The organism is Paenibacillus sp. FW101-FHT12H11 (genome assembly GCF_058790355.1).
This window is the reverse complement of the sequence record NZ_JBYTCO010000013.1, coordinates 210237-229003: the sequence shown is the minus strand read 5'-3', so window position 1 is coordinate 229003 and position 18767 is coordinate 210237. Positions and strand designations below refer to the sequence as shown.

The window sequence follows — 18767 nt, the reverse complement described above, 5'->3', positions numbered from 1 at the left end:
GACTGTGCTTACTCACTCGTTGTTCAGTTTTCAAAGATCAATTTCTTTCGCTCACTGCCGTGTTACCGAAGCAGCGAGAAGTAATATACCATGTAAGAATTTCAATTGCAAGTGTTTTTTTCATTCATTTTAAAATTCTCAACATTGCGTAATTCAGCAATTAGTCTGACTATTTCAGGCTGATCTTTATGCCACGCTGTATGAATGAAACTCGTTATTCACCCGCTTTTAAATGGCGGATTTGCAATATACCACGGATTAAAAAGTATTACAACCTTTTTCTCAAAAAAACTTTCTTTCCTCAATTTCAACTTTCATGTCTCGAGCTCTAGCCTCCAATCATTACACTGCATGAAGTTGCCTGGAGGGTATTCAAATTCGCAGTCACTGATCAATTGAAAGCTGAGCTTTTGACAAACAGCATTCGACGCAGAGTTATGGATGGACGGGAAGGCGTGCATATACTTATGTTTATTCTCCATAATTGCGTTTCCTATTGCTTCTGCGACAGCCGCGGTTGCTATGCCTCTACCTTGGTAGGATGAAAGGACACTCCAACCAATCTCATATATGCTTTCTTCATTACGCGTACTATCCCAGTAACCAACACTGCCTACCGTTTCATTGCCTGGAAGCAGCACAATACTATACATGCGGCCTGATCCCTTACCGACAATTTCAAGATACCGCTTATGTCGTCTCAATATTTGTTCTTCCGTTTCAGGGCCACCGAGATGTTCCATCATCTCAGGCTCATTAATCTCGCGCAGCAGATCCAAATTCGATTCAGACCAAGGCTCTAATCTAACTGATGGTTTACTCACTTGCTCTGCCAATCCCTTCACCTCGATGTTTGTTTCTAATAAAGTTCATTCTCGCGACCAACCCAAAAATAGCTCTCCCCAAATTTTTAACAGAACGTACGTTCCCAGTCAATGCACTTTTGTTCCAATGATGACGGTTGCATCCAAATCATCAAACCTGGACACAATCGGAGTCAACCCACTCCGGACAAAAATCTCTACGGCTTGCGGTACCTGCCGCTCGCTAATCTCAACCAACAAGTGTCCCCCAGGCGCCAGCCATTGTGGCGCTTCTCGTGCAACACGCCGCTGCACATCAAGTCCGTCCACTCCGCCATCAAGCGCCAACCGCGCCTCATAGTTACGAGCTTCCGACGGAAGCCGTTCGATCGCTCCGGTTGGGACATATGGGACGTTTGCGATCAGAATATCGACTCTATTCAACAGTGAGACGGGTAGCGGTTCGAAAAGGTCGCCTTCGAATACTTGCCCCCCGGCTGCCCTTATATTTCGGCGGGCGCATCGCACTGCTGCCGGGTCGATATCTACCGCATACAGTTCTATTCTTTCCATTGTTGCGGCCAAGGCTGCGCCCAACGCACCTGACCCGCAGCACAGATCAACGACGATCGATCCTGACTTGGTAACTTCAGCGGCCCGACGGACGAGAAATTCTGTACGAGGACGGGGAATGAATACTCCAGGATCTATCTCTATCCGAAGGCCGTAAAACGGCATCCAACCTATGACATGTTCAAGCGGATAACCTAAGGCTCGCTGTTCTACCATTTCGGCTAAAAGAACCGGCTCCTTCGCAGTTGAAATAAGCACTCTGGCTTCTTCTTCTGCGAATACACAACCCGCTGCACGAAGTCTGGTGACGATATGATGATAAGTCATAATCTCCAAAAAAATTCACCACATTTCTCCTTCACAATACACCTATTTTATCCTTTGTATCGTTTCCCGCACAGGTAGAATTCTTTTATAAAAAACAATTCTTCTGAACTTCCGGCTCACTTGAGAATGAACAACAAAAAAGGCCCCACACATGACAGGACCTTCTTCTTTTGCATGAACCGTCTTATAGCCAAACAAACAGCAAAGCAATCACAGCCGGCAATCCTTGTGTGAGCAAAATCGATCTCTTAGCGGTTGCCCCACCGTACAAGGCCGCAACAATAACGCAGACAAGGAAAAATACTTGAATCGAGTGGCCAATCAACGCATCAGGATGAACAAGTCCCCATAGGAGCCCGGCTGCCAAAAATCCATTGTACAACCCTTGATTCGCTGCCAGCGACTTCGTTGCCTCTGCCTGCTCTTTTGTCATACCAAATGCCTTCATCCCGCGAGGGCTAGTCCACAAAAACATTTCCAAAACAAGTATGTATACATGCTCCAGTGCCACTAATCCTACAAGTATAGATGCAATTATCGCAATAATAAGTTTATCCTCCTCAACCATTTTGTGTTTACTACTTATTTATTTTATTATATTTATTAAACTTTAATTTCGATAGTAATATACAAAAATAATATTTTTAGAAAAAACCAAAAGATAAATTACAGCTATTACGAAATGATGAGTCGTATTCAAACACAGAAACACTCCATTGATAACCTAATCGGCCTCATTGGAGTGTTTTTTTGGCTAGTTTTTATTAAATGCTTATTTAACTTCCATTCTTGCGATCTGTTCCCGAACCCGTGGCGCAACTTCCGTTCCCAGCAACTCAATGGCTTTAAGAACTTCATGATGAGGCATTGTGCCGACAGGTAAATGCATGAAAAACCGCGTGAAGCCTAAATGTTTGCTCATATACACAATTTTGTTAGCCACTGTTTCGGGATCGCCTACATAAAGCGCGCCTTCCAGACTTCGAGAGGCATCGAACTGTGCTCGGCTGTAATGTCCCCAACCGCGCTCTTTGCCAAACATATTCATTGAGGCCTGAGTAGGCGGAAAATATCTGTCAACCGCAAGGGAGGTACTTTCGGCGACGAAACCGAGTGAATGTACAGCCACCGGTAATTTTGAAGCATCATGTCCTGCACGAGCAGCTGCTTCCCTATAAAGCTTCACAATGGGAGCAAATTGCACGGGGCTCCCTCCAATGATAGCCAAAACAAGCGGCAATCCTAGTACGCCTGCGCGTATTGCCGATTCCGGGTTCCCTCCGCTGCCAATCCAAACGGGGAGACGGGTCTGAACAGGTCGCGGATAAACACCCAAATTCGTAAAGGCGGGACGATGCCCTCCTTTCCAGGATACTTTCTCCGACTCTCTTAATTTCAAGAATAATTCCAGTTTCTCCTCAAACAACTCTTCGTAATCCTTCAAGTCAAAACCAAACAATGGAAACGCATCGACCATAGAGCCTCGACCCACAATAATTTCTGCGCGGCCATTGGAAATGCCATCTAATGTTGCAAATTCCTGAAACACGCGGACCGGATCCGCAGCTGAAAGTACGGTAACCGAACTGGTCAAACGTATCTTTTTGGTCACAGCCGCCCCAGCTGCCAGCACCACAACACTAGCGGAATCCCCGAATTCCTTACGATGGTGCTCGCCAACTCCGAATACATCCAACCCAACCTGATCGGCTAGAGCAATTTCTTCTACAACCTCTCGCAATCTCTCCGCGTGACTTATCGTTTTGCCTGTTTGAGCATCCGGCGTTGTTTCAACAAATGTATCTACACCTATTTCCACTTTCAAATCCCCCTATCATGGTTGAAATAAAATCTATTATGAAAAATTAAACTCTCATCTCTTATCCTTAAATTATTTATCCTAACTTTAGAAATTATATTATTAAATCAATAAGATCGTCAACCTCGCGTTCATATTTGGGACATCTACAACGCAAAAATGCCGTTTCTCCAGCCTTGAGGCCAGGATCACGACATTTTTTCAAAAATCCGTTTTATGTTTAACTCATGCCATCTACCATTCCGCTACTGTGCCATCCTCTTGACGCCAAACGGGGTTTTTCCAATTATGGCCGATCTTGGACTTTTCACGGACAACCTCTTCATTGATCTCGATGCCGAGGCCTGGAGCAGTTAGATTTTTGACAAACCCCTTTTCATATTGAAAAACAGCAGGATCTTTCAAGTACTCGAGCATGTCGCTGCCCTGGCTGTAGTGAATGCCCAAGCTTTGCTCCTGAATGAAAGCGTTAGGCGAACAAGTATCGAGCTGCAGGCAGGAGGCAAGCGCTATCGGCCCTAATGGACAGTGCGGTGCAACGGCGACGTCATATGCTTCCGCCATTGCGGCGATTTTCCGAGTTTCCAGAATGCCGCCCGCGTGAGAAAGATCCGGCTGAATAATATCCACATAGCCTTGTGTTAATAAATCTTTAAAGCCCCAACGCGTGTACATGCGCTCCCCGGTAGCGATCGGGCAGGAAGTATGGCGCGCGATCTCCCTCAGTGCTTCATTATTTTCCGGCAAAACAGGCTCTTCAATGAACATTGGGCGAAACGGCTCCAGCTCTTTGACGAGAATTTTTGCCATCGACTTATGAATACGCCCGTGGAAGTCGATGGCGATGCCGATGTCCCTCCCAACGACATCGCGAACAGCCGCCATGCGTGTAATCGCCGCATCTACCTTGCTGAGCGAATCGATGTAATGGACTTCCTCTGTCGCATTCATCTTCACAGCGGTAAAGCCTGCTGCAACTTTTTCCAGAGCAGAACTCGCCAAATGGTCAGGGCTGCTGCCTTGAATCCAGGCGTACACACGAGTACGGTCTCGGCATGCGCCGCCTAACAAATCATAGACAGGGGCATTGTAAAACTTGCCCTTAATGTCCCACAGCGCCTGCTCGATGCCGGAAATGGCACTTGTCAGAATCGGGCCTCCGCGATAGAAACCGCCACGGTACAGGACTTGAAAGATATCTTCGATCCGCATTGGATCTTTGCCAATGAGATGATCACTCATTTCGCTGATAGCAGCTGCGACTGTATTCGTTTTTCCCTCAACAATCGGCTCCCCCCATCCCGTGATCCCCTCGTCCGTTTCTATTTTCAAAAACAACCATCTCGGCGGCACCTTAAATAGTTCCAAACCCGTAATTTTCATCTTTGTTATACCTCCCTGTACTAAGTCTGTTGGAATCCTTGCGACTAGTACTCTCATCTCCCTTAAAGCCAAATTACTTACCAAGTGGAAGAAATAAGGTTATTGGAATGCAAGCCTCCTCGAAGTCGCTTGCCCATTTCTAACAATACCCTGCCATCTTCAAATGGAATCGTACCATCTGCGTAGAGTCTTGTATTGACGAGTAAATTACAGTTTTGTTCAGCGGCGTACCCGAGTCTCGACATGACTTCATCCGCACTAAGATGGTTTAGGGCACTGATGTACCCTCCGCCCTTCGTTTGTACGACCGTACAGATTTCATTTCTTTTATTCATGTGTTTCTTCATGACCTCGTTAGACCAATCCATTGCTTCTTGCGATGCTCCTATGGTTCTGAGTTGCTCCTCCAGTGGGATCAACCGCAAATTACGAGACATGAAATCCTCGGTACCTGTCACACCTTGTCTAAATGAAATCAAGCATTGCGGCTGCAAACGGCGTACCAAGTTATATGTTTCTTCAACAAGGAACAAATCCGGCCGCAAATAGCAGGGTGTATTCACATCAAACCACATGCCTGCAATCGCACCGTAATTCGTCAACAACTCGCTGATTTGAGCGTGCATAAAAGCAATATAATGCTGAAAATCTTTCTCTTCTCTATACAGGTAGGTCGGTTCGGTCTCCGGGTAGTCAGGACGGGACCACGGTACTCCCGATTCATTGGACAAATAATAGGGATGTCTCCAGTCTGCTCCATAACTATAGTAAAGGAACAAACCAATTCCTCTCTTCTCACAGGCTGTCGCCAATTCCTTAAGTAGGTCTCTTCCAGCTGGCGAATTGACGCTATTAAAACTGGTTTCTTTGGTCTCGAACAAACAAAAACTGTCATGATGTCTTGTGGTGAAATTGATATATTTCATTTCTGACCGGATAGCCAAATCAACAATTTCCTCCGCATTGAAATATTCAGCCGTGAAGATGTCGACAAGACATTCATAATGGGCTACATGAATTTTATCATGATACATAATGCACTCTCCGCGGCGTAGAAGGCTGTACAGACCATAATGGATGGACATCCCAAACTTGGCTTCCCGAAACCATGCAACGCCTGCTTCCCGCGGATCGGAGACATAGAGCTTCTCATAATCTTTCAGATAGGATGGAATCAACTTCATTTCTGCCTCCTCTTCTAGAATGTGAAAAAGCTTTACAGGTCCTCGACGTCCAGCGGTTTCTTCCATACTGCCTTTTTACTTTCGCGGTACTCCGATGGGGTTACTCCTGTCCATTTCTTGAACTGCTTCAGGAAATAATTCAAATGGACAAAGCCAACTTGCTCGCATATTTCCGCAACGCGCAGTTCCGTCTCCGCCAAACAATAGCAAGCCCGCTCGATTCGAATACGCAAGACATATTGAATAAATTGCTCACCGGTTTTCTTCTTAAATAAAGCGCTCAAATACTGCTCTCCCATGTTTACGTACTTCGCCATCCCCTTAAGCGTAAGTTCCTTATCATAGTTCCTGTTCACGTATTCAATGACTTTATTGATCTCTGGATGGTCCGTAGTGGTCCCCTTAATCCTATGTTTGGAATAACAGTGAACCCGGTCTATGAGTTGTTCCAAGGAATCCTCATGACTTTCCATTGCGGCCCAGGCTGCCTTCCCGGCAGGAGCCTGATTGGATAGCCTGGCAAACGACTTGTCCAGCCGGTCAGCTGTTTCTTTTACGACAGCCACTGCTATTTGTTGTTCTCTAAAGGAATTCCATATCCATTGTAAAGATTTATCGCATTCATCCCACTGGGAGGCTTCGAATAGCGAAAGAACAAGAGACTCTTTTTTCCAAGATATGTTTTCAACTTGCAATCCGTTTGCTTGAGTGGGCTTAAGATCGTACCAGAATCGCCCCAGCTCTTGGAGCAACGATGCCCAATCTTCTTTCAGTGCATCAGATGTCTGCCAAGGGGTGCAAATGAGTTCCTTTGGAAGCGCTGCGACCGGAACCCCCTTCTCATCCGACCAAACAAATAGGGTGGCAATTCCCCACTCGACAAATCGGTGTATGAGTAATTTATCACGGCAATTCGCGTCGAACAGGTCGAGAATTTGACTATTTCCTGCTGAAATGTCATTGGCTGATCCGACAAATAGGCGCACATATGCAGGTAGTGGGGACAGTCCTTCGTTATCCTCCCCTTGCTCCGTCTCCTCTAGGCCATGTATAGATCTCCAAACTTTATGATACAAGTTGAACATAGGCGCTTTCGTTCGTTGATCGCGCTTCTTGATTAAACTTTGTTTTATTTTTAGCAGGTGCGCTTTCAGTTCTTCCACATCCATAGAAGCTTTAAGCAGGTACCCCACAGCTCCATACTGGAGCGCCAGTCTCGCGTATTCAAATTCATTCACACAGGTAAGCATGATGAACTCGGCCTCATGACCTTTCTGCTTCGCAATCCGGATCAGCTCGATGCCACTCATGATGGGCATCCTGATGTCAGACAAAACCACATCGACTTGATGAACTTGCATGAGCTCCCAAGCCTCGCCTCCATCCTCGGCTTCTGCCACAACTCTGAAACCGAGTGCCTCCCAATCGATGGCTTGGCGTATAGACCTGCGAACGAAAGGTTCATCTTCTAACAGCAGCAAGTTCCACATCGCTTGCCCCCCTTTTCTTATCGAACAATGATTACTTGGACTGATATGGATTCGACAATAATAAAGGTATTGTGATTCGAACATGCGTCCCTTCCTCTTGCGGAATCAGATGCAGACTGCCATCCTGCTTGTAGAGAAGCGATAATCGTTCACGCAAATTGTTTAAACCGATTCCCTTCCGTACTCGGTGCGCATACGTTTGCTGATTCTGCATCCCCACACCGTTATCTTGTACATCAATTATGAGAAAACGGTCCTCGCAGGCCACATTTAGCTTAATAATGCCCCCTTGCTTGCGGTATACAAGCCCGTGCTGGATGGCATTCTCGACAAGCGGCTGCAGGCTTAGCTTCGGGACTAGCGCATAGTCCAGACCTGACTGGACTTCATACTGCACCTCAAAACGGTGGTCGTACCGAAACGATTGAATGTAGACATAGGAATTCAGCAACTTCAACTCTTCATGAAGAAAAACCAGATCCTTATCTGTGTTCAGACTGCTTTCCAGCAGTTTAGCTAACGCTTTGCACATTTCCGCAGTCGTTTCATCACCGGAATTACTGGCATTCCATTTAATCGTATTGATCGTGTTGAGCAAAAAGTGCGGGTTCATCTGGTTCAACAGCATTTGAAACCGAATCGCTTCTTTTTGCCTCTCTTCTAATTTGAGCTGCCCAATCAAGCCTGTGACATCGTCGACCATCCCATTAAATGCACGAACGAAGGACAAAATTTCACCCCTGTGCAGATCTTCGGATAATTTGATATTCATCCTTTTCTCCGCAGCTTCTTTCATCCTTGCCTCCAGAAGCCGAAGAGGACGGGTCAGCGTGGATAGGGTCAAGAAGGAGATGCCTATGAAAAACGCAATAAACAGCAGGTAAGTGCTGAACACCCGCTCTTTGAGGGCTTGTATATCCCCAAAGAAGAAATCGAGCGGAAACTGACTGACCAAATAACTTGATGTGGAAGGAATATAGATAGCGTTAAAGATGTACCTACCAGATTTATCTAAGATATAAGCGCTTGTCACACTTTTCTCCTTATTCAGAATTTTCGATGTAATAAGAGGTTCCATGACAAACCCGGCATTTGACTGAGAAAGGATAGCGCCTTGCTGATCTAACACATAATAGTTTTGCTTGATCTGAATACTGTTTGCTGAGTTTCGCAACCACCCATCGATATCGATGCTCGCTCGCGCTCGCAACCATTCTCCGCCTGCAGCATTAGAAAACGAATATAAGGACAAAACGTTTCTTGTCTCAGCCCCCGACTCCAGCCCATTGTGTGCTCGTTCGAACTCCCACTTTAACAGCTGACTTCGGAGCGGTAGTTTGGCGGTTAACTCGCCAGCCAACTGAGCATGCAGTGGACCTTCGTTGTTCTCAGCATGTGGCAAAGATGTATACGCCTCGCCGTTCTCCTGGACCAACGTATATTGAATGAATACACTATTCGGTAAAAAGGTGCTTTTCATTGCATCCAATTTCTCCTCGACATTACGAGTTGATTCTGCTCCCGGTAAGTTTTGAGCTTGGGTCAACAACTCCCTAATACCAGTGTCTCGCTCCATCTGTAAAACCGAAATCAGAGCGGTCCGGCGTATCTCCTCGAGTTGGAACTTCATTTGGCTTAACTGAGTGACGTTCTGTTCACTGATTTTGGCTCCGATAATCGTTTCTATTTGATTGTAATTATGAATTTGCAGAAGGGAGAAGGGAACGAATATGACTAGCAGGAAACTGAGGAATATACGATTTTGCAATTTGGCAGGCCATAGTCTGCGAACTCGTTGAAACACGTAATCCCCCTCTCAAGCTAGCGCCCCATTCAAACGAGACTTTTGGTTATCTTAGCATGTCAGTCCTAATGGAAGCTATCTGCATTCTAATGTAACGCTTAACTAAAAATAAGGAATAAATTTATTCATTATCAGTAACAAACTTACGTTTTTATAAAGTCTAGAGAGGACCCGAGCTTGCGTCCCATGCTCTGGCTTTCATCCATTTGAAATTCAGATCGTTAGCAATCTGATCAAGCGGCGTTCCGCCCATCATTTCTTGTCCAAGTTTTTTCCAGTCCAATTGGATCGAATTTATATATTTATGGAATTCTTCGCCGCCAGGGCGGTAGTTGAACTCTTCAACTTTGTTTGCTTTGTAGAAATCATTCAAGAACGGAACAGCTACTTCGATATCTTCCATGACAGAGTTCGCCTGCTTCTTGTTTACATAAAAAGAGTAGGCATCTGAGGAAAACATCCACTCTTGGAACTTCTTAGCTATCTCAATGTTCTTGGACTTATTGTTAATACCAAAGAAATTATCCGTAAAAGTCATGACTTTCAGCGGCTCGGTCTCCGAATGGCGAACTGGCAGTGGGAATGCGGCCAAATCATCCATATTTCCCACCCTTGACTTGTATTGCGGTAAATACCATAACCCTGCGGCAATGACGGCGGCTTTTTTCGCTTCAAATAATCCCGTAGCCTGGTCATTACTTAATCCGAGAGGGTCAGCCCCCATAACCTTAGCATCATAAAGGGTTTGGATATCCGTATAGGCTTTATAGAAAGGCGAACCTTTCTCAAACGGCTTATCCGTTCCGGCCATATTGTCATAGTAGTTTTCATCACCGGATGAAAGAAGCGGCATAAACTCATTAAATGGATAATTCGTCCAGGAATCCTTACCTCCCATAGCATAGGGTTGATACTTACCACTCTTTTTAATCTGAGTTAACACGCCTACAAATTGCTCCCATGTTGTCGGCACACTTATGTCTAATTCTTTAAAAACACTTGGATGATAATAAACAAGTTCAGGAAAAGAAATCAAAGGGAGCGCGAGTATTTCACCGTCTACAGCAAATTGCTTGGCTTTCTTATTCTTCGCTGTAACACTCAGGCTTTCAAGAGGGAGCAGCTCGGTCTTAAAATCATGAATAAAATTAGGCTTCAACTCAATGATATCCGGGAGCTCACCAGCGGCGAATCGGACCCTCATCGCTTGCAAATAATCGTCATCACTTTTGAATGCTTCGAGTTCGATTTTTACGTTCGGCATCACATTTGAAAACTCTTTAACTTTCATAGTCCAGCTATTCAAAAAATCGCTATCGCTATCCCACATCGCAACCTTCAAAATAATCGCATTGTCTTTACTGCCATTTGCAGCTAGAGCCGTCGTTAAGTTGCTGACTTGGGTTGCCATATTGCTGTCGCAACTTGCAGTTCCGAGCGCCAAGGTAATTGAAAGTACAGGTGTGATAAGTTTCCATTCCATAGCTGTTCTTATCCTTTCAAAATTACATGTGATAGCACTACGATATGGGGATTGGATGGCTAATTGAAAAAAATTATATCATCATAAAAAAGTCGACATTTCATTATTTTATTGAATTCCTTCAAAATTTTTTGATTGCAAAAGTTTTATGCATTATCCATATAACTCCCCAGTTTTGAAAATGGATTATGAAGTGAATAAGCTGATCTCAGAGTACCGACAAGTCGGTGCTAAGATCAGCCTGGATAGACAAACTGGTTTCATACGCCCCCCTTTCAATGCTACTGCACGCGTATGGGGTAAAACGCTTTTCTTCAATGAAACGCGGTTGCTAGGTTATATATCAAATTTTCAATGTTTTCTGTATAATGCTTGTAACGCATAACCATGAAAAAAGCAGCAGTTATCTGGACATTATTTCACAGTGAAAGGACGATACCATGCAGCGGCGAAGCGAATATACGATGGCTATACGTGCGTATACCTATTGGAAGAGTATTAGCAAATTTCTTCTTCCTTTTGATCAATATGAATCGTGGACGTTATTTATCGTAGAAGAAGGTACATTCCAGTACTCGATTGAGGGGATTAGCGGCCAAGCCTCCGCCGGAGAGATTGTAATCTGTCCTCCACATACAGCTTTCCATCGTGAAATCGCCAATGGAACTCTAACTTTCCATTTTATTTTGTTTAATTGGAGAGAAACACACAGCCAAATCGACCAAGAAATACGAACTATGCTATCTTCTCTCTCGTTGCATAAATTTAGCATCAAAGAATCAGATAGACTTGCCTCTACCCTCAATCATTTACGAAAAACCGACCGAGTCCGATTTACAGAAAATGTGGCTAAACTGAGAGAACATTTTCTTAATGATATTTGGCTTCTGTATTACTTGGAAGTGCAAAGAGGCAGCCGTAAAGTTAAAGAAGATGCAGCAATGGCTGAGGTTAAGCGTTTAATTGAAGAAAGTGCTTTTAATCGTTTTTATCTAACGGATATCGCACAGCAGTTTCATTTGAATAAGGTGCATCTCACCAGACGATTTCGACAGTGTTTTGGAATCACACCGATGAACTATTTAATCGAGTTACGAGTTAAAAAAGCAAAGACACTGCTTGCGGCCCCGGATATAACTGTAGAGTTTATTGCACAAGCTTGTGGGTACGAAAATGCATTTTATTTCAGCCGGGTTTTCGCAAAACATGTCGGAATGACCCCTTCTGATTTTCGGAAACTGCATATGGTCTAAAAGAATGCAAAGCGAGCTCATGATTAAATGAGCCCGTTTCCAATCTTCATGACCTGGTCCGGAACGTGCAAAGGGATGAATACACTTAGAGAGAGCATTTCTCCTGCCGGAGTGTGGCGGCAGATTGCCCCATACAACACATGGGGTTTCCCATCCTTCAACAATATCTGTGGGCGATCCAACGGGCTTTCACTCCTGCTCCCATCTTCCCACAGGAACCTGGACCCGAGCACTTTCGGATTCGGGGAGTTTTCCCACGATACTCCATCCTTGGATTCAAATAAGCAGATTCCTCCAGATTCTCCTGTGAACTTTCCGACTACATCACGCGCTGCACTGACAATCTCCAATAGGCGTCTCTCTATCTGTTCCCGGTCCACTCGACCTTCCTTGACCCTTCGTGCCAATCGCTCAAAACTATAGGTTAACTCTTTTGTCGCAACGTTAAGCTTGAGACAATTCATCACTCCCCAGAACTCCTTTTCGATAGCCTCTTCATGACCTTTTAGCGGCGCCGTGTGATAAGAGGGACCAAAAACCTTACCATCCTCTTCCATATAAAATAAATCTTTAACTTTGGCATAGGCACGGTGATAAGCCTCGGCCAATTCCCCCCACCCATTAGCCACTCCACTATAGGCAATATTCATGTTTTGATTCATATACTTACCGATCTGGACTAACAGTGCTTGTCCAAGCTCCATGGCCTGCTGTTCATTTTTTCTTGCACTTGACATCATCGGCCATGAAACAACAGCCAGCATTTGATTTTCGCTAATTTCACAAGCGAAACCTTTGGCATAATTGTCTATCGTTTTCTCGATAATGCCCAACACCTCATATTTGAGCATCCTTTGGTCCTTTGTCGAAGTTTTCCGTATGAACGAATCATATTCGCAGAGCTCGATCACAATGGCATTATAGGCATGCAGCTCTCGTTGAACTCGAAGGTTTTCACTGAGCTCCCCTATGGTAACTGCTGAGGCCTCTCCCCTGAACAGTTCGCCTAAAACTTGCTTACGGAGCCTATATATATTCTCGAGAGAGGCTCGTTGCAGTTTGCTCAGCCTCTCCTCCTGTTCTTCTCTTGCTATTATTTCATCTGCAGCCCTTTCCAGAGCCGCTCGAATAACGGACGCATCTGATGATGACTTCATGATGTAATCCAGCACATTTTGCTTAATTGCTTGTTTGGCATACTCAAAGTCTTCATAAGCCGTTAAAATCATAAAAACGGCTGAGGCAGAAAGCCTAGGTTTTAACCCCTCGATCCATTCAATGCCGTTCATATCCGGCATGACAATGTCGATCAGTATGATATCCGGTTGCTTCTCTACAGCAATTTCTATCGCTTCCTCACTCGAATAAGCGATACCTACCAATTCAAATTTACCTCCAAAGGAGAGAAAAAGACGCTCCAGACGATCCGCATGCGCAACCGGCCCCTCTCCATCTGCTACCAAACATCGAAACTTTCTCACTCAGCTTCCTCCTTTTATACAGGTTCCACTGACGCTGTGATCCCTGCACGTCTATTCGAGCTCACACTTGGTTGTAATTCATTATTATTTATGAAGTGATGATAAAATAAGGCACAGATTTATTCATCTACAGTAACAAATTTACCAAACTTCAAGGTTGACAGCGTTTTCTTTCAGTGGTATGGTCAGAGGAATACGCAAGACATTCCACGTCTCAATCGGAATGTCTTGTTGTATTTCTTTTACATTTCATTTATTTGGTGAAAGGAGGTTTAAAAGGTGATTCAAGTTAAAGAATTTTTGGACACGGATTCATCCTACGCAGAGTCGAGAGCTAATCAATTTCTGACTGAGCTATCGGATGATCAGGTGATTAACGTATGCTACGGCTCTATCCTGAAGACAGGAAAACATGATGCCGGACTCCAACGAAGTTCCATTCTTATTGTTTATAGAACAAAAGAATAAACGCCGATTTCCCTGCGTTTTATCAATGATTAAAAGAGGTATGGATATGAAATCAAGAGTTGAAACTTTCCTTAAGTTAATCTCATTGGTCTCAACACTTTTTCTCGCAGGAGTATTGGTATATGTCATCTTACGCAATATCTGAATTCCCGGTAAAGGATGCCACGAAGAGGTTTTAAGAGCATAGGCTTTACTTTTTAAAAGCAGGGAGGTTCGCAATATGAACATGTATTGGCATTGTCGTCTGATCATTTCCGGAGGAATTTACGATGAACCATAGAGGAATGTGTGAAATTTAGGCTGTCTACTTCAAGTTAACGGCAGAATCGCAAAAAAAGGGGCAATTCGTTTAGCAAATAATTTCGCTAAATGAATTGCCCTTATTTTAATATACGGTTTACTTGCTCAGTACTCAGCATCATCAAAACAATAAAAGCCAGCACAATAAAAGGGAACAAATTAATGGTCATCTGTGAAGCGAGCAAGCCAAAGAGCGGCGGTAAAAACGTGGATCCCGTATAAGCGACAGCCATCTGAAACCCCATTAGCTTGGCGGAATTTTCGCGACCAAAGCGTGCAGGCGTTTCATGCAGCAGGCCAGGGTAGATGGGAGCAAGCCCGATGCCAATCAAAATAAGTCCAACCAGGAAAACTTGATGCAGAGGAAGCAGCAGCATGACCCCACCCGCAATGGCAATGATCTGACCGCACCGGATCAACACACGATTGTGGAATTTCATTGTAATAAACCCTGTAATTAGTCTTCCAATCGTTATTCCCCCATAGTATAAAGAGATCCACCCGGCAGCTGTCTCGGCTGTCATATGTCTTGCGCCAACCAGATAGCTGGCTCCCCATAATCCTGCCGTAGATTCAACCCCGCAATAGAACAAAAATGCGATAAGTGTCTGTTTAACACCTTTGATCTGAAGCACGCTAGCTTTGGAACTAGCCACAGGTTGCATCTGCTCTCCGACCTGCACTTGTGGAATCTCACTGTTTAGACCCTCAGCCTCTCTGCTTACCGCGACACGTTTCCATAAAGGCAGTGTAACAAGCAATACAATGGCGAGTGTGAACTGTATCATAGATACCGTTGTATAACCGTCTCTCCAGGAGTTGTGTTCAGCGATATAAAATGACATGATAATAGGCCCAATAGTTGCCCCTACACCCCAAAAACAGTGCAGCCAGTTCATGTGATGGGCTTTATAATTTTCAGCCACATAATGATTTAGCGCCGCGTCAATCGCACCTCCGCCCAGACCAAGAGGAATGGCTAAAAGGATAAGCCAAATCATCGAAGGCGCCATTGAGAACCCCAGCAACGCTCCTGCAGTAAGGCAGCAACTGATCAAGGTAATTTTACCCGTCCCCGCTCGCTGAACCAAACGTCCGCTTGCCAGACTGGATACGATGGTTCCTCCTGCCACAATCATCGACAAGATCCCCGCGAAGCCAAATGAAGCGCCGATGTCGGGCCGTATCACGGGCCACGCCGATCCCAGCAAGGAGTCTGGAATTCCCAGGCTAATAAATGCCAAATAGATAACAACTAAGAACATGGTTGCCATCGTACCACCCCTTCTCCTTCGATCATAAGCATCGCCTGTATAGTGGATTTCTCCGCGGCGACACCACTTATTAAATTATTTTAATAAGTCTAGATCATCTTAGCAGAAGTTACTTGTAAGGGCAATATAAGATTTCGTTGCATTCGGCTGCACTGACCGTTGTCAACGAAAAAAATTGCCGTTTCTCCAGCTGTGAGGCGAGATAGCGACAATTGTTATAGATAGATGCTTATGCTTTATCGGCTTTCCATAGTTGTTCAAGCAAAATCACAATCATCGTGCCTACAAGCAGTCCATTGCTGAATACATATTGCAAGATCGATGGAAGCCCTTGGAATGCTGTTGACGGAAGAAACATAAGTCCAATGCTAATCAGCAGCGTAATGCCCAGAATCGTCAATCGGCGTTGATCCAGTGTTTCCTTTAGAATCGACTGAAAGGCAATTCCGATCATTTGAACAAATGATGCCAGTAAGGCCGCGGTAGCGATCGGTCCTGGGAGCAGCGCCAAGAAATTAACGATAACCGGAACCAGGGATATCCCCGACAAGGCCAAACAAGCCACAAGAAACGGGCGAACCCGGGTTTGTTCGGTTAGTCGAATAAAGCCCGCGGACACCGGTAAGGGGACGACGCCAATTGTCGAGAATACAGCACACAAGAAGTGAGAAATTCCACCGGCTATTCCGCCGCGATTCAAGGTTTCTTTTAACTTCCCCGGAGCTTCCGGTACTACTTGGCTGACAGCCGAAACTGCAGCGATCGTATTGGAAACTAAAATAAACGTAAACAGAATGGCCGTGATCACGATTCCGGCATTAAAATGCGGATTTCCCCATGCGAACAACTCCGGCAGCTTAACCCAAGATTCGTTCGTATGAACGGAAGCCGAACTTTTACCGAGCAGCGTATATAGCAGCCACCCGGATAAGATTCCGATCAGCACGGCATAGTTTTTGATCCAACCTTTTCCTTTGACCGAAAGAAGGATGACGAGAATAAAAACGCCAAACGATATAGCTGCAGTTCCATAATCGGGCAAGGATGATTCTCCTTGTAACGCGATCATTCCTTTCATAAAAACACCGCTAAGTTGAAGCGCTAAGATCAAAAGAAAAGAACCGGTAACCAGAGGGGTGAACAGGAACAGCAATCGGTGGAAATATCCGCTCAAGCCAAGGATTAGGAGGAGTAGACCCGCAATAAGGAATCCACCCTCCAAAATTTGCAGCGTTTCCTTCAAGCTTTGCCCCTGTCTGACTGCTACGTCTGCTAAAATCACAAACACACTGACCCATGAACCTGCGGGACCGTCCGCGATCGGATACCGATGCCCTAACCATCCTTGGATGAAAGAACTCAAGCCAACGACCAAAAATGTTCTCTGCATCAACGCCGAAACTTCCTCTATCGATAAGTGAAAAATGCCACCGATGACGATAGGCAGTGCGACAGAATTGGCCAGCAGGAAAATAAACCATTGAAATGTGCTTAAGCTGCCGTAGAACCGGCGATTTTGTGTTTCCATTGTACCTCCCTTACTTTACGGTAACATCGTTTAACATCAGATATCCGATTGGACTCAACGAGAATCCTTTGACATTTTTAGCTGTTACGGCTACATGATCAATAGTGCGAATTGGAATTAACGGACTGTCTTTCATCTCGATATCTTGTACTTTGGCGTAAATCTCTTTCCGTTTCTCCACATCTTTCTCACGACGGCCGTCTTCAATCAGCTTATCCACTTCCGGGTTGGTGTAGAATGCCAGATTGCCTTTGCTTCCATGGGAAGAGCTGTGAAACACATTATACTGATTGTAATCCGCATCCCCTGTCGCATTGCCCCAACCGCCGATAAACAGATTGTGTTCGCCTTTACCGGTAATATCCAGGTAAGCACCATACTCCATCACTTTGATTTCGAGGTCGATGCCAATCCCTTTCAACTGAGATTGAACCACTTCCGCCAGGTTGATGCGCTCTTTTCTATCATCTGTCACAATCGATGTTTTAAATCCATTTGGAAAACCAGCCTCGGCAAGCAATTCTTTCGCCTTGTTGATGTTGTACGTATATTCGGCCAAATTAGCATTAAATCCGATCATCTTAGGAGAAAGAGCCGAGATCGCTTTGCTGCCCACACCATTATAAACGCCTTTGATTATGGAGTCCTTTTCAATGGCATAGGAGAATGCTTGACGAACGCGCGGGTCATCGAACGGTTTTTTCTTCGTATTAAAGCCGATGTATTCTACCCCAAGCCCTTCGGTGCGAGCCAGCGTCATGGAAGAAGAATTTTTCACGCGGTCTAATTCGGTTACAGGCAATTGATCGCTAATCTGAACTTCGCCGGATTCCACCATGGCGACACGCGTAGTATCCTCTGGAACTACTTTATAAACAACCTTATCTACTTTCGGAATCTCGCCCCAGTAGGTATCATTTTTGACAAGAACCATCTCTTGTCCTGGCGTCCAAGACTGGAATTTGAATGGACCTGTTCCAATCGGATTTTTGGAAAGCTTGTCCGCTTGTTCCGCAATGGCTTTCGGGCTAAGGATACTGCCTTCGGTGCTAGCCAGAATAGACAGAATAGGAGCATACGGATAAGACAAAATGAATTGAACAGTATAGTCGTCCACAACCTTCACTTCTTTGACCATGGAGAAATTGCTTGCTCTTGGCGAATTGACCTTTGGATCCAAAGCACGCTCCATTGTCTTCTTAACCGCATCTGCCGTGAACGGCGTGCCATCGTGGAACTTCACACCCTGACGCAGCTTGAACTCCCAAGTTAAGTCATCGACCTGTTTCCATTCTGATGCCAGAGAAGGCTTGTACTCCATATTTTTATCTGTCATGAGCAGGCCTTCGTAGACTTTACCATAAATGTAGTTCGCTGAAGGAATGTTTGTAATAAATTGCGGATCCAGGTTGTTCGCGTCCGCTTTTCTTGCGATGGTCAGCGTACCGCCCGCTTGGGAAGCTTCCGCGGCTTTTCCGCTATCTGTTGTCGAATCTGGTGAAGAGGAGCATCCGGCCAACACGGACATACCTACAAGGGATATCGCAAGAAAGCCGCCGAGAATAAGTTTTCTTTTCATTGTATAAACCCTCCTATT

General features: G+C 45.0%; 15 protein-coding genes. 2 read left to right on the top strand and 13 right to left on the bottom strand.

What is annotated here, in order from left to right; genetic code table 11:
- Positions 1-314: 314 nt before the first annotated feature.
- The 9 genes from AC3WTJ_RS34265 to AC3WTJ_RS34225 all read right to left on the bottom strand — a co-directional run bounded on the left by AC3WTJ_RS34265 (position 315) and on the right by AC3WTJ_RS34225 (position 10866).
- Positions 315-824 (bottom strand): GNAT family N-acetyltransferase, encoded by a 510-nt coding sequence (locus AC3WTJ_RS34265; RefSeq protein WP_492525868.1) that lies wholly within the window; start codon positions 822-824, stop codon positions 315-317.
- A 108-nt stretch (positions 825-932) separates the two neighbouring features.
- Positions 933-1703 (bottom strand): putative protein N(5)-glutamine methyltransferase, encoded by a 771-nt coding sequence (locus AC3WTJ_RS34260; RefSeq protein ID WP_492525885.1) that lies wholly within the window; start codon positions 1701-1703, stop codon positions 933-935.
- Between the two features lie 184 nt (positions 1704-1887).
- Positions 1888-2247 carry a DUF1304 domain-containing protein gene (locus tag AC3WTJ_RS34255; protein ID WP_492525883.1) on the bottom strand — a complete coding sequence of 120 codons (360 nt, stop codon included), beginning with the start codon at positions 2245-2247 and terminating at the stop codon, positions 1888-1890.
- 228 nt (positions 2248-2475) lie between these two features.
- Positions 2476-3522, bottom strand: coding sequence for an LLM class flavin-dependent oxidoreductase (locus AC3WTJ_RS34250; protein WP_492525866.1), 1047 nt, complete (start codon positions 3520-3522; stop codon positions 2476-2478).
- Between the two features lie 234 nt (positions 3523-3756).
- On the bottom strand, positions 3757-4905 hold the full coding sequence (dgoD, locus tag AC3WTJ_RS34245) for a galactonate dehydratase (protein WP_492525864.1): 1149 nt from the start codon (positions 4903-4905) through the stop codon (positions 3757-3759).
- Positions 4906-4982: 77 nt separating this feature from the next.
- Entirely contained in the window at positions 4983-6089 is a 1107-nt protein-coding gene (locus AC3WTJ_RS34240; protein WP_492525862.1) for an alpha-L-fucosidase, read from the bottom strand.
- 32 nt (positions 6090-6121) lie between these two features.
- Positions 6122-7579, bottom strand: a complete 1458-nt coding sequence (locus AC3WTJ_RS34235; protein ID WP_492525860.1) for a response regulator transcription factor — start codon at positions 7577-7579, stop codon at positions 6122-6124.
- 31 nt (positions 7580-7610) lie between these two features.
- A complete protein-coding gene (locus AC3WTJ_RS34230; RefSeq protein ID WP_492525858.1) occupies positions 7611-9383 on the bottom strand; it encodes a sensor histidine kinase in 1773 nt (590 codons plus the stop codon).
- A gap of 160 nt (positions 9384-9543) precedes the next feature.
- A complete protein-coding gene (locus AC3WTJ_RS34225; RefSeq protein ID WP_492525856.1) occupies positions 9544-10866 on the bottom strand; it encodes an ABC transporter substrate-binding protein in 1323 nt (440 codons plus the stop codon).
- A 440-nt stretch (positions 10867-11306) separates the two neighbouring features.
- On the opposite strand from AC3WTJ_RS34225, the gene AC3WTJ_RS34220 reads away from it, so the two are divergent.
- A complete protein-coding gene (locus AC3WTJ_RS34220; protein WP_492525854.1) occupies positions 11307-12119 on the top strand; it encodes a helix-turn-helix transcriptional regulator in 813 nt (270 codons plus the stop codon).
- Between the two features lie 23 nt (positions 12120-12142).
- Here the strand turns inward: AC3WTJ_RS34220 and AC3WTJ_RS34215 are convergent, their stop codons facing one another.
- Positions 12143-13600, bottom strand: coding sequence for a response regulator (locus tag AC3WTJ_RS34215; RefSeq protein WP_492525852.1), 1458 nt, complete (start codon positions 13598-13600; stop codon positions 12143-12145).
- Between the two features lie 279 nt (positions 13601-13879).
- On the opposite strand from AC3WTJ_RS34215, the gene AC3WTJ_RS34210 reads away from it, so the two are divergent.
- Positions 13880-14068 carry a sporulation protein Cse60 gene (locus AC3WTJ_RS34210; protein WP_315955856.1) on the top strand — a complete coding sequence of 63 codons (189 nt, stop codon included), beginning with the start codon at positions 13880-13882 and terminating at the stop codon, positions 14066-14068.
- Between the two features lie 380 nt (positions 14069-14448).
- Here the strand turns inward: AC3WTJ_RS34210 and AC3WTJ_RS34205 are convergent, their stop codons facing one another.
- The 3 genes from AC3WTJ_RS34205 to AC3WTJ_RS34195 all read right to left on the bottom strand — a co-directional run bounded on the left by AC3WTJ_RS34205 (position 14449) and on the right by AC3WTJ_RS34195 (position 18749).
- On the bottom strand, positions 14449-15642 hold the full coding sequence (locus AC3WTJ_RS34205) for an MFS transporter (RefSeq protein WP_492525850.1): 1194 nt from the start codon (positions 15640-15642) through the stop codon (positions 14449-14451).
- Positions 15643-15871: 229 nt separating this feature from the next.
- Positions 15872-17170 carry a purine/pyrimidine permease gene (locus AC3WTJ_RS34200; protein ID WP_492525848.1) on the bottom strand — a complete coding sequence of 433 codons (1299 nt, stop codon included), beginning with the start codon at positions 17168-17170 and terminating at the stop codon, positions 15872-15874.
- A gap of 10 nt (positions 17171-17180) precedes the next feature.
- Positions 17181-18749 (bottom strand): glutathione ABC transporter substrate-binding protein, encoded by a 1569-nt coding sequence (locus AC3WTJ_RS34195; RefSeq protein ID WP_492525846.1) that lies wholly within the window; start codon positions 18747-18749, stop codon positions 17181-17183.
- Positions 18750-18767 lie beyond the last annotated feature (18 nt).

What these genes read in the sequence shown, in the direction of transcription:
- AC3WTJ_RS34260 (WP_492525885.1), bottom strand. Translation starts at nt 1,703, where the DNA reads ATGACTTATCATCATATCGTCACCAGACTTCGTGCAGCGGGTTGTGTA.
- dgoD (WP_492525864.1), bottom strand. Translation starts at nt 4,905, where the DNA reads ATGAAAATTACGGGTTTGGAACTATTTAAGGTGCCGCCGAGATGGTTG.
- AC3WTJ_RS34240 (WP_492525862.1), bottom strand. Translation starts at nt 6,089, where the DNA reads ATGAAGTTGATTCCATCCTATCTGAAAGATTATGAGAAGCTCTATGTC.
- AC3WTJ_RS34235 (WP_492525860.1), bottom strand. Translation starts at nt 7,579, where the DNA reads ATGTGGAACTTGCTGCTGTTAGAAGATGAACCTTTCGTTCGCAGGTCT.
- AC3WTJ_RS34225 (WP_492525856.1), bottom strand. Translation starts at nt 10,866, where the DNA reads ATGGAATGGAAACTTATCACACCTGTACTTTCAATTACCTTGGCGCTC.
- AC3WTJ_RS34220 (WP_492525854.1), top strand. Translation starts at nt 11,307, where the DNA reads ATGCAGCGGCGAAGCGAATATACGATGGCTATACGTGCGTATACCTAT.
- AC3WTJ_RS34205 (WP_492525850.1), bottom strand. Translation starts at nt 15,642, where the DNA reads ATGGCAACCATGTTCTTAGTTGTTATCTATTTGGCATTTATTAGCCTG.
- AC3WTJ_RS34200 (WP_492525848.1), bottom strand. Translation starts at nt 17,170, where the DNA reads ATGGAAACACAAAATCGCCGGTTCTACGGCAGCTTAAGCACATTTCAA.
- AC3WTJ_RS34195 (WP_492525846.1), bottom strand. Translation starts at nt 18,749, where the DNA reads ATGAAAAGAAAACTTATTCTCGGCGGCTTTCTTGCGATATCCCTTGTA.